Source organism: Nereida ignava (assembly GCF_001049735.1).
Lineage (GTDB): Bacteria > Pseudomonadota > Alphaproteobacteria > Rhodobacterales > Rhodobacteraceae > Nereida > Nereida ignava.
Genome location: NZ_CVPC01000005.1, coordinates 282,513 through 297,300, shown reverse-complemented (window position 1 = coordinate 297,300; position 14,788 = coordinate 282,513). Strand labels below are relative to the sequence as shown.

Sequence of the window (14,788 nt, the reverse complement as noted above, 5' to 3'; positions counted from 1 at the left end):
GCTGTCTAACGACAACTATACACCACATTATAAAAGCCGCGTCATGGACCCCACAGCCAATCTTTACCCCCGTGCGGAAGACGGCTTGCGATCTATGGCGGCTGTGTTTTCTGTCGCACAATCGGGCAAAGATGATGGCAAATGGTTGGATGCAAGGCCGCCATCAATGCGCTAAGTTAGGGGGCGGGGCGCAACGTGCCCCGCTCAACCACATGACAATAAAAAAGCTGCGCTTGTGGTTTACGTGTATCATCGATCAGCATCTCCTCAATAACGTCGATCGAGGTACGAATAATCTGCTTAATTGGGTTATGAATTGTCGTCAGATTGATGTTTTGCCAACTGGCCATTTCCATGTCGTTTAACCCGATCAATCCAATATCATCAGGCACTTTTAAGCCCGCTGACTGAATTGCAGAAAGCGCGCCAATAGACAGCACATCGTCCCCGCAGAAATATGCTTCTTTCGGTGTACCCTTCAAAAGCGCAACCATCTCAGCACGGCCAGCATCGAATGAATACTGCTTAGCGAAGCTTTGCGACATAGCCACGCCTTCGGCGCCAGCTACCTCTTGAGCGAATCCACTTAAACGGTCTTGCGTGGACGTTGCCCGCTCAGGCCCACCCAAAAAGCCCAAGCGTTTATAGCCCCGTTTGATCATCTCGCGCGCGGCCATACGACCCGCTTCAATGTTATCAATTCCCAGCGTATCAACTTTAGGCGAAAGCGAATGACGTCCAAACGAATTCACAACAGGCACACCTGCATCGCGAAAGGCCTCTGAAAAACTTGGCGGCAGCGTGGAAGAAGCAACAATGACCCCATCAACCGAGTAAGTACGCATCATGCGCAATGATGTCTCAGTATCCATTTCATCACTAAGGTTAAGCAAAAGTGGCCGCAGACCGCGCTCCTGCAATCCTGCGGTGAACTGGTCAAATACACTTAGAAAAATTGGGTTATGGAAGTTATTGGAAATGAGCCCAATAAGTTTTGTTCTGCCAGTTGTAAGCGACGACGCCAGAGCGTTTGGACTGTAGCCCAATAAGTCTGCTGCAGACATAACCTTGGCACGGGTTTTCTTGGAAACTGACGCGCCTTCCGTGAAAGTCCGCGACACCGCCGAACGCGAAACGCCGGCTTTCTCTGCAACATCTTTGAGCGTTACGGCCATGATCTGACCCCCTACTTATTGCCCCTATCGTCGTCCGCCACTTGGGACCAATCGGTCTGGCCAAACTTCCACGTGGCTATACTGCCCATGCCGACAAACACAATACCCCAGAAAAAATGGCCATTTGCGAACTTAAAAAACCCCCAAGCGATCGCTACGACAACCACCAAAACACGGCGCCAGACGGGCAGAAAGAAAGGAACGTCTAAATTGAACACCGCTTACGCCGCGCCTTCAAATTCGGCACCAGTTTTGGCACCCGTGATATAAGCCACAACGTCCTGACCATCGGTGTCTTTCACATCAAGGTTAGCCACAATCCGACCACGACGGAACACGACGATACGGTCAACAAGATCAAATACTTGCCGCATATTATGAGACACGAAGGGTTCTATCTGACAGCACTCTTTTCGGCGCATGTTCGTTATCAATGTTCTTGGATAGGTATTGATAGCCAACGACAGCTTGATGTCCATCGCGATCAGCAAAAGAACCCGAATATCGCAAAAATCGCTATGCAGCGGACCAACAAACCTGCTGGCGCGCTGCACAAATTTATCGTGTTACTTGGTGCCGTCGTTTTGAAGGCGCTTGAACAAAGCGGATGTGTCCCAACGGCCACCACCCATTTTCTGCACATCTTTATAGAACTGGTCGACCAAAGCTGTGATTGGTAGTGACGCGCCATTTTCCTCGGCGGTGCTTAGACAAATCGCCAGATCTTTGCGCATCCAATCAACGGCAAACCCATGATCAAAATGATCATCCAGCATAGTCTGATAGCGGTTGGACATTTGCCATGAACCGGCAGCGCCCTGACTGATCACCTCAACAACAGAAGCGCCATCGAGTCCCGCTTTGGAAGCAAAGTGCAACGCTTCGGACAATCCTTGCACCAGTCCAGCAATTGCAATCTGGTTACACATTTTGGTCATCTGACCTGCGCCACTTTCGCCAATACGACGACACAGTTTTGCGTAGGTGTTGATAACAGGCTCAATCCAATCGTAATCCGCTTGCGCACCACCACACATGATCGAAAGCTGCCCGCCCTCTGCGCCTGCTTGTCCGCCAGACACAGGCGCATCGACGAAGGCAATGCCCTTAGCTTTCGCAGCGGCGTGAAGCTCGGCTGTGACTGCTGCGGATACGGTGGTGTGATCAACAAAAGTGCTACCTTCGGACATCGTGGCGAATGCCCCATCGGGTCCAAGACAAACCGAGCGCAGATCATCATCATTACCGACACAGGCCATAACAACTTCTGCGCCCCGCGCTGCTTCTGCCGGTGTCTCACCCAAGCTGCCGCCATGCTCATCCACCCACGCCTGTGCTTTTGCCGTGGTACGGTTATAAACGGTGACGGAGTGACCTGCTTTTGCCAGATGGCCTGCCATTGGATAGCCCATGACGCCAAGGCCGAGAAACGCGAGTTTGGTGATTGATTTATCCATCATTTGGTCAAGATATCCTTTGGTGTCTGGCCCGCGAAAAATGCATCGAGATTGTCGAGGGCGCGGAACCCCATGGCATCTCGTGTTTGTCGTGTTGCACTCCCGATGTGGGGCAACATGAATACGTTATCGTAGGACGAAAACTTGGGGTTGCCACCCGGCTCAACTTTAAAACAATCAAGACCGGCGGCAGAAACATGCCCGCTATCAAGCGCTGCAATCAGAGCGTCTTCATCAACCAACGCCCCACGTGCCGTATTCACAACGACGGCCCCTTTTGGCAGCATTTGAAAACGCTCACCATTCATCAGGTCGACCGTCTCAGGCGTTGCAGGACAATGAAGCGATAAGAAATCAGACACCAACAAAAGGCTTTCGACGGTCTCGTGATAGACAGCCCCGTGCTCAAGATCAGACGAAAGCGGGCGGCGGTTGTAGTAATGCACTTGCATCCCAAAACCTCGTGCCTTTTGAGCAAAAGCCTGCCCAACGCGACCCATCCCAATAATGCCTAAACGCGCACCGGTTACCTGTTTGCCAACCATAAAAGCCGGTGACCAGCTGTCCCAATTGCCGGTCCGCACAATCCGGTCACCAGCTACAGCATTGCGCGCAGCACCAAGCATCAACAACATAGCCAACTCAGCGGTCGCATCAGAAAGCACATCGGGCGTGTTCGTGACTGCGATGCCGCGCGCGTTAAGCGCAGGAATATCGCAGTGATCGACACCAACCGAATGATTGGCCACAATCTTCAAGCGGTCAGAAAACTGGCTCACCACATCCGCAGTAAAGTGCTCAGAGTGGCAGGGAATAACAGCGTCGAAATCCGCACTTGCCGCGATTAACTCCGCAGCCGTCCCCGGGGTATCTTCATGGTTTATAACAACGTCATAATCACGCGCAGCCCGTTCAAGCGTTGCATCAGATAGGCGGCGCGTAATCCAGAGACGTTTCTTACTCATTTCTTACGTACACACTCGTCCCAGAAATCGTAGACGGCCATGCCGCACACGAGAATAGCGATAAGCATGAACGGTGCACCACCGACAAAGCCGGCAAAACCGCTTGAGATACTTTGGGACAGGCCCCCGATGAAAATGCACAAAAATGCTGTGCCAGTCAGGCCGGCGATTAACTTAACCATATATGACATATTGTAGGTCCTCTCAGTTACTCGGCTGTTTCAGATAAATAGGTTTGTAGCCATCGCGCCGTGCGCAAAAGCCGGTCATCTTTTTCAGGTGGCCCAATAAGTTGCACACCGATCGGTAGCCCATTGTCACCAACCAGAAGAGGAAGGCTGACACATGGCAGCCCCGCAAGCGTCCACAGGGTACAAAAGATCGGATCGCCCGTGCCGTCTCCAAGCTTTGGAGCCTCGCCAGCAGCTGATGGCGCAATGACCGCATCATAATCCAAAAAGAAGTTCATAAAGAACGACTCAGCGGACCCTTTTACAGCTAGCGCGTCTTCATACTCAGTTTTTGTGATTTTACGCGCACGCTCAATGATGGGTTTTAACGTATCACTGATCTGATCCCAGTGCGTATCAAAGACCTCTGCTTGGTGATGGGCAATTTCATATTCATGGATACGCGCTTGCACCATGACGAGATCAGACAGGGTATCTGCGGGCTCCATTTTGGTCACTTTAGCGCCAAGAATGTCTAGTACCGCCTCCATGCCCTCACGCGCATCGCCGGAAAGGCGCTCGTTAAAGGGCAGATCAAACCATGCAAACTCGGGCGTGACCAATGCCTCGGCCTGCGCTCCTTCAAGCATCTTTGGACGCGGGCGCGCAAAGCTAACTTGATCATTTTGGTCGTAGCCTCCGATTGCATCGGTCAACAGCGCAACGTCTTCAAGACTGCGACCAAAGCACCCCACTTGATCAAGCGAAACTGACGTCTGCAAAACACCACTGCGGGAAATCACACCGCGTGTAGGTTTGAACCCAAATGTTCCGCAGAATGATGCGGGACGGATAACGGAACCATTTGTCTGGGTACCAATGGCCAGCGGCACATGCATCGCTGCAACCGCAGCTGCCGAACCGCTCGATGAACCACCAGGGCTGTGGTCAGTGTTGTGGGGGTTACGGGTTTCGTTTTCGTGCACAAAAGCCAGTTCAGTGGTCACGGTTTTACCCATGATCACAGCACCTTCTTCGCGCAAACGTTCAACCAAACGGGCTACGTGTTCCGTTTGCCGTCCGGCAAAGATCGATGTTCCGCGCTGTGTTGGCATTTTGGCGGTATCGATGATGTCTTTCAGGCCAACCGGAATGCCATGAAGACGACCCGTTGCCATACCTGCTCTGCGAAGTCGGTCACATTCAGCCGCTTGGGCAAGTGCTGCATCAGGATCGAGAAAAGCCCACGCTTTGATAGCTTCATCAGTTTCCGTAATGCGCGCCAAGCAAGACTTGACCAATTCAACAGAACTAAGGCGTCCCGAGGCGATGGCATCCACCGCCTCGGTTGCAGTTAGTTTATAACTATCTGGGATCATGGAATGTATGGTCCAAAGAGATAGTCAGGGAACCACAATGCGATGCCTGGGAAGTTATACATCAAGACCATCGTCAAAATCACAATGCCCAAGTACGGCATGATACCGCGGAAGATGTCCATCAACTCAATTTTGTCCTTGAGGACCCCTTTGAGATAATAGGCGGACATCGCCATGGGTGGTGTCAGGAACGAAGTCTGCAGGTTCAACGCAATCAACATCGCAAAGAAGTAAGGGTTTACACCAAATACCTCGAGAAGCGGCAAGAAGATTGGCACGAAAATGATCAGGATCTCAGACCATTCCAGCGGCCATCCCAGCAAGAAGATGATAATTTGAGCAAGGATCAAGAATTCCCACGGCTCAAGATCAAGGCCACCAACCCAATCTGCGATGATGTCGTGTCCCCCCAAGTACGAAAAAACCGATGCAAACGTCCACGAACCAACGAACAACCAGCACACCATCGCGGTTGCTTTTGCGGTCAGGAAGACGCTTTCCTTCAGCTTTTCCCACGTCATGGAGCGATAAAGTACCGCCAACACCATACCCCCTAAAGCACCCATTGCAGCGGCTTCAGCAGGTGTCGCAAGACCACCAAGGATTGAACCAAGAACCAGCGCAATCAAAACAGTCAGCGGCACAAAACTTACCAACAGGTCTTTATAAATTTCGCGGGGTGGCGGCACATTTTCCATGGTCGGTTTTGGCGCCAATGCAGGATTAAACCAAACACGTGTGATCACGTACACAATGTAGAGGCCCGCCAACAATAAACCGGGGAACACCGCAGCTGCGTAAAGGCGCAAGGGCGACAAATCTGCAATCGCCGCATAGACGATAAGCATGATGGATGGCGGGATCAAAATACCCAACGTACCACCGGCACAGATCACGCCAGACGCAAAGCTTTTGTTATAATTGGCATTTGCCATCGCGGGAAACGCCAACAAGCCCATCAGTGTTACAACCGCACCAACGATTCCAGATGCTGTTGAGAACACCGCACAAGTAAGCAAGGCGGCAATTGCAAGGCTACCCGGCAAGTTGCGTGCGGCCATGTACAAAGAGAAGAACAACTTATCGACGATGTTCGCCCGTTCAACCACGTAGCCCATAAACAGGAACAACGGGATCGCAACCAGGATCGGGTTTTCCATCACAGAATACGTGTTCTGGTTCAGTAGGTAGAAAATGTTGTTGTTGAAAATATCCGAGAACGTCTCGATCGGACCACCTTGGTGGTACGCGTAATATCCAAATGCCACACCCATTGCGAGGAGTGTAAAAGCAATCGGAAAGCCAAGAAGTACAAGGAAAATGAACAGCCCAAGCATCAACAGGGCGACTTCAGGATTTGACATCTTTTTATATCTTTCTATTCGCTCTTATGGCGGTTCATTTATTAGAAGGCGTAGCTGACTGGATCGCGTCCAGATCAATACTCGCCAACAAATCTTCAGTTTCTTTGACGTCAGCCAAACGCTCGGGCCAAGCACCGGTGCGCATCGCCATCACGCAGCGCGCAAGCTCCGCACAGCCTTGGAGCACCAACAGCGCACCAGATAGCGGGATCAAAGATTTGAAGAAATAAATTTGAATACTAGCAGGGCTGTTAAAGCTCACTTCTTTGTAGCGCCAGCTATCAGAAGCGATCTCGTAACCATACCAAGCAAGGGCAATGACGCCCGGAAAGAAGAATAGGAAATAAAGCACAAAATCCAACGAGGCTTGTACTTTGATCGGTAGCAAACGGTACACAACATCAGCACGTACGTGCGTGTCCTGCGCCAGTGCATACGCACCACACATCAAGAACAAAGCACCGTACATCTGGATCATCATATCAAACGCCCAAACAGTCGGCGAATTCAGGACGTATCTTACGAATACTTCGTACGATACGGACAGTGTGAGGATGAGAATGCACCACCCAAAGGCACGTCCAACCCACAGGCTCAGTCCCTCAATGGCATAAACGATTTTCATGTGTCTGTCGCTCCCCTACAGATCATGTGAATTATTGGCGCTCGTCAATTGATTGAGCGCAAATGTCCGGGCGCAATAAAGCACCCGGACACACCATTTCTAAACTAAGCGATCAACCGAAGTAGTGGTTGTACGCCAGTTTGTAATCAGGCTGGTTCATGTTGAGGTAGTTCATCACATCTTTGGCGTATGCCTTCTGTGACTCCATAACCTTCGCGAAGAATGGATCGTCGTCCGCAATGCGGTTTGCAACTTTGTCCCATGCTTCCAGCTGCGCTGCCATAACAGAATCTGGTGTACGGTATACGTTCACGCCGTCCTGCTCTTGCAGTTTGATCAGATCGTCTGAGTAACGCTTTGTGTTGCCCCAGTAGAAGCCGGAGTTTTCAGCCATTGACGCGTTACGGATGATCGCCTGGTGCTCAGGTGACAGGCCGTTGAACTTGTCTTTGTTGAATGTAACTTCAAAGCACTCTTGGCTCTGGTGGTATGATGCCAAGTGGTAGTGCTTGGAAACGTCCTGCATACCAAAGTCACGGTCAGATGTTGGGTTGTTAAATTCAGCCGCGTCAATCAAACCAGATTTCATCGCTGGCTGGATTTCACCGCCAGGCAGCTGCACAACTGACATGCCCATTTCGAGCAGAACGTCAGCAGCAAGACCAACAGTACGGTACTTCAGACCATTCATCTGGCTTGCGTCTTTGATTTCTTCTTGGAACCAACCAAGTGGCTGTGCTGGCATTGGTGAGTTGAAGAAAGACACAACGTTCAAGCGCAGGCTGTCCATCAGCTCATCAAAGAGCTCTTGACCACCACCTGCGTGGATCCAGCCAAGCATCTCTTGGCTTGACCAGCCAAAGCACGGGCCTGTGCCAAAGAGTGATGCAGCTTTGGACTTGCCGTACCAATAGGCTGATACGTAGTGCGCTGCATCAAGAACGCCGCGGTGTACCGCGTCTTGCATCTGGCTTGTCTTAACAACTGAGTCGACAGACAGCACTTCAATGGTCAATGAACCACCAGACATTTCGTTAACGCGGCTTGCAAACGATTGTGCATTTTCAAGGAAAATACCGCCGCCCCAAGCAGCTTGCATTTTCAGTGTTGTGCCGTGGTTGGCCGCAACTGCTGGTGTCGCCAAAGCAGCAGCGCCGGCAACAGCCGAGCCGCGCAAAAACTTTCTGCGGTTAAGTGTATTTGTCATAGTCCCTCCCAAGGAATCGATCAGCGCAACCCATTATGGGGTCGCTTATTTTTTCGGCTTCACATCACAGGATAACGAAACTTACTAACCTCTGATAACGAAGCTATGCTTCTTGGCATTCCAAGAATGTTAAGGAGACTAGAACAATTATTTCCCGAAACAAGCCCTTGATTAACCTAAAGTAACTCTGATGGGGCTAATCGCTAAAATTTAATAAGGAGCACGCCGAAAAATAGTTTGAACGCGGTCAGTATTTCTCTGGCGCATCTACGCCCGTTGACGCCTCATCAATGACTTCGGCATCATCCACATCGGATGCTGAGGGCGTGCCAACAAGCAAAGGCAGCATTTCCGTAGATGACGGCATCGTTGCATCAGAAGTCGTTGGAGTACGCCACGCAAGCGTATCAAAAGCACCGCAATTTGAGCAGGTTGGCGCCCATTCTGCGTGAATATTTTGACAGTTCTCACAAACCCACTGTGGGCCACGCGGGGCAGTTAGCGTCTTCGTCAACCAACCGCGCACAACATCATCACTGGCACCTTGGCCACGCTCAATCGCCGCTAGAATTGTTAGACTGCGCGTTGTCGCGTTTCTTTCCGCCAAATCACCCATCGCAGCACGCGCTGCTGGAAAATCTTCAGCTGCGATATGAAGCTCAGCAAGCAGCATTTTTGTTTCGGCATGATCAGGGGCAACGCGGGTCAATGCTTTGAACCGCTTGAGGCGCTCAGCCGGAGTTTCTTCGGGCGCAATTCGTGCAAAAGCAGCCGCTAGATCAGGGTGAGGGTGCGCGCCCCACGCCTTTTTCAAAACCCGCGCCGCGTACTTTCCTTCACCGGCTGCGATATAAGAATCCGCCGCCAAGACGGCCGCCGGGATTAGATCTGGCGATAGCCGGTTTGCCTCAATCGCCGCCTCTTTCACTTCGATCGTGCTATCATCTGCAACAATCGCTTTTGCTTCTGACAGCGCCAGAACCGCATCGCGGCGTTTGTGCACATCACGAGGCAACGACCCATGCTTCAACTTAGCGGTCAAGGTTTTGCGCGCGCCGCTCCAATCCTCTTTCTGAGCCTGAAGTCGCAACAAAACGTCCTGCGTTTCTTCATGCTTAGGCTTCAAAGCAAAAGCCTTTTCCGCCAAGGCCAAGGCCGTATCCGTATCACCAGCAGCCAATTTCTGGCGCATAATTCCACGTACACCCACAAAGCGGGTCTGATCATTCTGCAAAAGCTCTTTGTAAACTTGGTCCGCTTTTTTGGTATCACCAACCATCTCTGCCGCTTGCGCGGTGATCAGATTTGTAAGCTCGGGTTTACGTAGATACCGTTCCGCTTTGCTGGCCTTTGACATCGCCAAGCGCCCCTCGCCTGACGCAAGCGCCATCATGCCTTCGGACAAGGCATCAAACCCCTTACGCTCGCGGTTACGCACAAAATAACGAGACAGCGCTGTTTCATCCCCATTAATGAACCGAAGCACAGCACCAATCAGGCCTAACACTTTCAATACGATGTAAAGCGCGGCGACCAACACCGCAAAAGCAATGGCCGTTTGAAGTGGGCCAAATGTCCGCTCAACCCCGTTGAAGGTGATCTGAACGCCGCCTTCCATTTCCAAAAGCTGAACCGCGCCAAACGCAAGGGCGGCCACACATGCAACAAAAACAAGAATTTTAGTAAGGGACCAAAGCATAATGCGTGACCTCAGTTCGATTTAAGGGATGCCGCCAATTGAGCGGCAGCAGTACTGGCATCAAGCCGGCGCTTTACAGCTTCGGCCCACGGCGACAAAACGGATTTAGACGTATCTGGGAGCGTATCCAACTCGGCCAGCGCATCGTTTAACGCACCTTTGCGCACAGCAGCTTCAACACGCGACAGCACAGCATCGGCATCCGACCCTTCACGCGGCGTCACAGAGCGCGCTTCGGTCTGACGAGCCAGAAAAGCTGATAGCTTTCCAACAGTGGTTTCGGGAACTGGCGTTTCCGAGCGTGCAGCGGCAAGCGCCTGACGTGCAAGTGGTGGAAATTCATCCTGCAAAGAAGCCAGCGCCGGAACACCAGTGCTTGAGACAGCTTGCAAAACTTCCGGCACAGTAGCCGTGCTCGCTTCTGAAAAATCAGCCAAAGCCGAACCAAAAGGCGCACCAGTTTCGATAGCCGCCTGAACTCGGGACAATGCAGCACGCGCCTGCGCAAAAAGCGCCTCTTCAACGGCGGCGGCTTCAAGCTGCGCCACACTTGTTTGAGTTTGCTCTGTTTGTGCCTGAAGCTGTTCAGTCAGTGCTGCTATTTTCAAATTCTGCGCGTTGATCAAATCTTGTACCGCTGCAATATCAACGTTCGCTGTGCTGTCTGTCACAACGGGAAGATTAGCAATTTGATCCGCTAACGCGGCACGCGCAGCCGCGCCATCTTCCGCCGCTTCGGTCAATTGGGATTGAAGTGCGGCGATGTCATCAGCCGTCGCAAACTCGGTCAAGCGTTGCTCAAGGTTATCCAAAGCCACCTTTTGGTCCGCAACTGTTTCTGCAAGTGTGCTATCGCGTTGTAAAAAATCAGGAAGCGCATCGTTCGGGATAATATCTGCACGCCCCGCGACAAAACCAAGCAAAGCCACCACAACACCTGCACCCAGCATCGGCAAAATACCGCCCTTTGGACTGGTTTTCGTATCGCTTGGCTCTTCTTTTGGCGTCTCATCCCGCTCAACGACCGCTTCGTCAGAACCTGCCTCGTCGGATGTACTGTCCGTTTCGTGAGTATCATCGGCAGCTGCGTCTGCGACCGTTTCATCCAACACAGGGTCAACTTTTTCAGTGATCGGTTCTTCTTCAGATGTCTTTTCGGCCACCTAGTTAACTCCCTCGAATCTTGCTTACGCTCAACAATACACTAATCAATCGCGTCACATCAGCCGGATGTCTGCTTACTCAAGTCATCGCAGATCACTTGCACCGCCGCAAGAAGACCCGCCGCATCCATCGTCGATGCCACCACGGTCTTCGCAAAGCAGCCCGTCAACGGCGCCGCAGCAGATGAACTAATCGCCACAAGCGTTGAGGCCGCTTTGTTTCCCGCAACATGCTTTGACAGAACCTCGGCTGCATTTGCAGAGAAAGCGGTCACAATAGTTCTTTGCTCACGAAGTATCTTAGACACAACATCTACGGGCAGCTCTTTGGCCACCTGTCTGTACGCCACGATATCACGAACGACCAAACCCAACGCTGCCAAAGCATTTGAAAAGCTGAGCGTCGTCTGTTCGCCGCGGACATGAACCAAAGGTCCTGATGACTGAGCCTTGAGCAAGTTTATTAAGTCAGATGCATCGCCATCCGCAGACACAGCGCGATAGCCGGCGTCCAATGCAAGATCTGCGGTGCGCTGACCAACACAAAAAGCCGTTCGACCCACACCATGCGGCGCAAGACGCACAGCGTTGCGCGAGGTGAAAATTACCTGCTCATCATGGATAAACTCTATTACTTGAGAAAGCGGATCAATCTCTACAAGCGGTGCACAAACAATCTCTACGGCTGCGCCAAGCGTCACGCGCGCCCGCTCTGCAAACTGAGCCGCGTCAGGCTCAGGGCGGGTGATGATCACTGTGGGGCGAGCAGAAGGCATTGTTTGCATATCAAGCAGATGGTAGCTGGCAGCATGATGACACGCAATGGCCCCCCTCTGACCATCTTGGGTCTTGAAAGCAGCTGTGACGATACCGCAGCGGCAATCGTACAAGTGGGCACTGAAGGGCCAAACATTCTGGCGCAGGTAGTTGAAGGTCAGACGCAGCTTCACAATGATTTTGGTGGTGTCGTTCCTGAGATTGCCGCGCGCGCGCACACCGAAAAGCTGGATGGCTGTGTGGCGAAAGTACTGGAACAAACGAGTAAAAGTTTAGATGATATCGACGCAATCGCGGTAACATCTGGACCGGGTCTTATTGGTGGGGTCTTAGCCGGTGTCATGTGCGCAAAAGGGCTTTCGGCAGGATCAGGAAAGCCGCTGATCGGCGTTAATCATTTGGCGGGTCACGCCTTAACACCACGCCTAAGCGACGGTATTGCGTACCCCTATTTGATGCTGCTTGTCTCGGGTGGGCATTGTCAGTTTTTGGAAGTAAAATCACCAACAAGCTACAGGAGACTTGGCGGCACAATTGATGACGCCCCCGGTGAGGCGTTCGACAAAACGGCGCGTCTTTTGGGACTGGCACAACCGGGCGGACCATCGGTAGAAAACGAAGCAAAAAACGGCAATCCCAAAACCTATAAATTGCCGCGCCCACTTTTGGACCGTAACGGCTGCGACATGTCATTTTCTGGTCTCAAGACTGCTTTGTTGCGCGCGCGTGACGCGATTGTTGAAGAACACGGCGGGTTGCCGCAAGCGCATCGACGCGATCTTTGCGCCGCGTTTCAAAACGCCGTCACAGATGTGTTGGTGGAAAAAACACGGCGCGCCATCGCGCTTTGCCCAGATGCTACGGCCGTTGCGGTTGCCGGAGGTGTAGCTGCCAACATGACCATTCGTCAGGGCTTGGTTGCGCTTTGTAATGCCCAAGATCTGCCATTTGTAGCGCCGCCGCTAAACCTGTGTACGGATAATGCAGCCATGATCGCCTATGCTGGAGCAGAACTTTTTGCACTAGGCCACTACGACGATTTGACCTTATCAGCGCGCCCCCGATGGCCGCTCGATCAAACCGCGGCACCAATGCTTGGCTCAGGCAAAAAGGGAGCAAAAGCATGACCATCACCATTTTAGGTTCAGGCGCTTTTGGCACCGCACTTGCCATTACTTTGGCTACAAACGGCGATATTATTTTGGTGGCGCGGGACGCTAAAACGGCAGCGCAAATCGATGCTGATCGGGAAAACAAACGTCGGCTACCTGGCTACAAGCTGCCGCCCAATGTGACCGTTACAGACAAGCTGACTGGCGAAGGTACAATACTGATTGCAACGCCCACACAGCAGCTGTCGACGATATTACTTCAAGAGCAGGCAGCATTGCGAAACAGGCCACTGATAGCTTGCTGCAAGGGCGTAGATTTAAAATCGGGACTTGGGCCAGTTGGCTTAATGCAAAAGGCCGATCTTGGTGGGCCCATTGGTATTTTGAGCGGGCCAAGCTTTGCCAAAGACATCGCCGCAGGCCTTCCCACAGCACTTACCCTTGCCATGAGCGATGACGGAACAAACCTGCAAAATGCTCTAAGCACGCCAACGCTTCGACTGTATCTTACAGATGATTGGCGCGGTGTTGAGTTGGGTGGTGCGCTAAAGAACGTAATTGCAATTGCATGTGGCGTGGCCATCGGATCAGGCCTTGGCGAAAGCGCGCGCGCGGCAATTCTGACACGCGGGTTCTCTGAAATGCGGACCTACGCAGAAGCCCTTGGGGCCAGAACTGACACGCTGATGGGCCTGTCTGGCTTAGGTGACTTGACCCTAACCGCGTCGTCAGAAACCTCGCGCAATTTTAGGTACGGACTGGGGATTGGCGCGGGTAACACTTGGACATCTGAGGAAACTGTCGAAGGGGCAGCAACTGCGAAAGCAATGGCATCCTTAAATCATGGTAAAATGCCGATTATTGAAACCGTAGCGGCACTTGTAGACAAACAAATCACCGTCCAAGATGCGGTCAAATCACTTTTGAATAGAGCCTTAAAGAAGGAAAGCTAATGCTTGTAAGCCTGATAGCTAAAGACAAAGACGGCGCACTTGATGTGCGCAAAGCGAACCGGGATGCGCATCTTGCGTACATCAAGTCGACCGGTGTCGTGCAGCAAGCGGGTCCAATTTTAAGTGACGCGGGCGAGATGATCGGCTCTGTCGTTATTCTGGACGTGCAAAGCATGGCTGACGCCAAGGATTGGGCAGCATCAGACCCCTATGCCCTTGCTGGTCTGTTTGACAGCGTGGAATTACTTCACTGGAACAGGGTCATTGGTGGATGAACTACTGGCTATTCAAATCTGAGCCAAGTGCGTGGAGTTGGGCGGATCAGGTCGCCAAAGGCGACACTGGCGAAGAATGGGACGGCGTGCGCAATTATCAGGCGCGTAATTTCATGCGTGAAATGGCTGTTGGTGACCGCGGCCTCTTTTATCATTCGCAAGATGAAAAGGCGGTCGTGGGGATCGTTGAGATCATTTCAGAAGCACACCAAGACAGCACAACAACGCAAGACCGCTGGCAATGCGTGGACATCAAGGCGATCAAAGAACTTCCCCGCTCTGTTTCACTGGCCGAGATCAAAGGTGATCCGTTCTTTGATGATATGCCACTGGTGAAATCGCCAAGGTTGTCCGTACAGCCAGTAGCGGAGGAACATTGGACGAAGATTTGTCAGATGGCTGGGTGCAAAACATAAAATGAGGGGTCCAACCCCTTGGACCCCTCATTCACCACACGTGTTCAAATA

At 52.1% G+C, this 14,788-nt stretch carries 16 protein-coding genes and 1 pseudogene; 5 read left to right on the top strand and 12 right to left on the bottom strand.

Going from position 1 to position 14,788, the window contains the following annotated elements; genetic code table 11:
• Nucleotides 1–31: 31 nt before the first annotated feature.
• Nucleotides 32–175, top strand: a pseudogene (locus tag NIG5292_RS14780) (gfo/Idh/MocA family oxidoreductase); the annotation flags it as partial.
• Nucleotide 176: 1 nt separating this feature from the next.
• Here NIG5292_RS14780 and NIG5292_RS06080 read toward each other — a convergent pair.
• From NIG5292_RS06080 to NIG5292_RS06025, 12 genes are all read right to left on the bottom strand, one after another.
• Entirely contained in the window at nucleotides 177–1,175 is a 999-nt protein-coding gene (locus NIG5292_RS06080; RefSeq protein WP_048598595.1) for a LacI family DNA-binding transcriptional regulator, read from the bottom strand.
• Between the two features lie 221 nt (nucleotides 1,176–1,396).
• Entirely contained in the window at nucleotides 1,397–1,549 is a 153-nt protein-coding gene (locus NIG5292_RS14600; protein WP_233488181.1) for a hypothetical protein, read from the bottom strand.
• Between the two features lie 192 nt (nucleotides 1,550–1,741).
• On the bottom strand, nucleotides 1,742–2,620 hold the full coding sequence (locus NIG5292_RS06070; RefSeq protein ID WP_048598798.1) for an NAD(P)-dependent oxidoreductase: 879 nt from the start codon (nucleotides 2,618–2,620) through the stop codon (nucleotides 1,742–1,744).
• Nucleotides 2,621–2,631: 11 nt separating this feature from the next.
• Nucleotides 2,632–3,597 (bottom strand): 2-hydroxyacid dehydrogenase, encoded by a 966-nt coding sequence (locus tag NIG5292_RS06065; protein WP_048598593.1) that lies wholly within the window; start codon nucleotides 3,595–3,597, stop codon nucleotides 2,632–2,634.
• Complete coding sequence (locus NIG5292_RS06060; protein ID WP_048598592.1) at nucleotides 3,594–3,788, bottom strand: hypothetical protein; 195 nt, start codon at nucleotides 3,786–3,788, stop codon at nucleotides 3,594–3,596. The genes NIG5292_RS06065 and NIG5292_RS06060 overlap by 4 nt, the downstream gene beginning before the upstream one ends.
• Before the next feature lie 17 nt (nucleotides 3,789–3,805).
• Nucleotides 3,806–5,146 (bottom strand): amidase, encoded by a 1,341-nt coding sequence (locus tag NIG5292_RS06055; RefSeq protein WP_048598591.1) that lies wholly within the window; start codon nucleotides 5,144–5,146, stop codon nucleotides 3,806–3,808.
• Entirely contained in the window at nucleotides 5,143–6,510 is a 1,368-nt protein-coding gene (locus NIG5292_RS06050; RefSeq protein ID WP_048598590.1) for a TRAP transporter large permease, read from the bottom strand. Before NIG5292_RS06050 ends, NIG5292_RS06055 begins: the two co-directional genes overlap by 4 nt.
• Nucleotides 6,511–6,544: 34 nt before the next feature.
• Nucleotides 6,545–7,135, bottom strand: coding sequence for a TRAP transporter small permease subunit (locus tag NIG5292_RS06045; protein WP_048598589.1), 591 nt, complete (start codon nucleotides 7,133–7,135; stop codon nucleotides 6,545–6,547).
• 112 nt (nucleotides 7,136–7,247) lie between these two features.
• Nucleotides 7,248–8,342, bottom strand: a complete 1,095-nt coding sequence (locus tag NIG5292_RS06040; RefSeq protein ID WP_048598588.1) for a TRAP transporter substrate-binding protein — start codon at nucleotides 8,340–8,342, stop codon at nucleotides 7,248–7,250.
• Between the two features lie 247 nt (nucleotides 8,343–8,589).
• Complete coding sequence (locus tag NIG5292_RS06035; RefSeq protein ID WP_048598587.1) at nucleotides 8,590–10,041, bottom strand: heme biosynthesis protein HemY; 1,452 nt, start codon at nucleotides 10,039–10,041, stop codon at nucleotides 8,590–8,592.
• 11 nt (nucleotides 10,042–10,052) lie between these two features.
• Nucleotides 10,053–11,204 (bottom strand): COG4223 family protein, encoded by a 1,152-nt coding sequence (locus NIG5292_RS06030; RefSeq protein ID WP_048598586.1) that lies wholly within the window; start codon nucleotides 11,202–11,204, stop codon nucleotides 10,053–10,055.
• 59 nt (nucleotides 11,205–11,263) lie between these two features.
• Nucleotides 11,264–11,989, bottom strand: a complete 726-nt coding sequence (locus NIG5292_RS06025) for a uroporphyrinogen-III synthase (RefSeq protein WP_048598585.1) — start codon at nucleotides 11,987–11,989, stop codon at nucleotides 11,264–11,266.
• Between the two features lie 24 nt (nucleotides 11,990–12,013).
• On the opposite strand from NIG5292_RS06025, the gene tsaD reads away from it, so the two are divergent.
• Genes tsaD through NIG5292_RS06005 form a run of 4 tightly spaced genes read left to right on the top strand, consistent with a single transcriptional unit; the run spans nucleotide 12,014 to nucleotide 14,737 of the window.
• On the top strand, nucleotides 12,014–13,108 hold the full coding sequence (gene tsaD / locus NIG5292_RS06020) for a tRNA (adenosine(37)-N6)-threonylcarbamoyltransferase complex transferase subunit TsaD (RefSeq protein ID WP_143081914.1): 1,095 nt from the start codon (nucleotides 12,014–12,016) through the stop codon (nucleotides 13,106–13,108).
• Nucleotides 13,105–14,046 (top strand): NAD(P)H-dependent glycerol-3-phosphate dehydrogenase, encoded by a 942-nt coding sequence (locus NIG5292_RS06015; protein ID WP_048598584.1) that lies wholly within the window; start codon nucleotides 13,105–13,107, stop codon nucleotides 14,044–14,046. The genes tsaD and NIG5292_RS06015 overlap by 4 nt, the downstream gene beginning before the upstream one ends.
• Nucleotides 14,046–14,321, top strand: a complete 276-nt coding sequence (locus NIG5292_RS06010; RefSeq protein WP_048598583.1) for a YciI family protein — start codon at nucleotides 14,046–14,048, stop codon at nucleotides 14,319–14,321. Before NIG5292_RS06015 ends, NIG5292_RS06010 begins: the two co-directional genes overlap by 1 nt.
• Nucleotides 14,318–14,737 (top strand): EVE domain-containing protein, encoded by a 420-nt coding sequence (locus NIG5292_RS06005; RefSeq protein ID WP_048598582.1) that lies wholly within the window; start codon nucleotides 14,318–14,320, stop codon nucleotides 14,735–14,737. Before NIG5292_RS06010 ends, NIG5292_RS06005 begins: the two co-directional genes overlap by 4 nt.
• Nucleotides 14,738–14,788 lie beyond the last annotated feature (51 nt).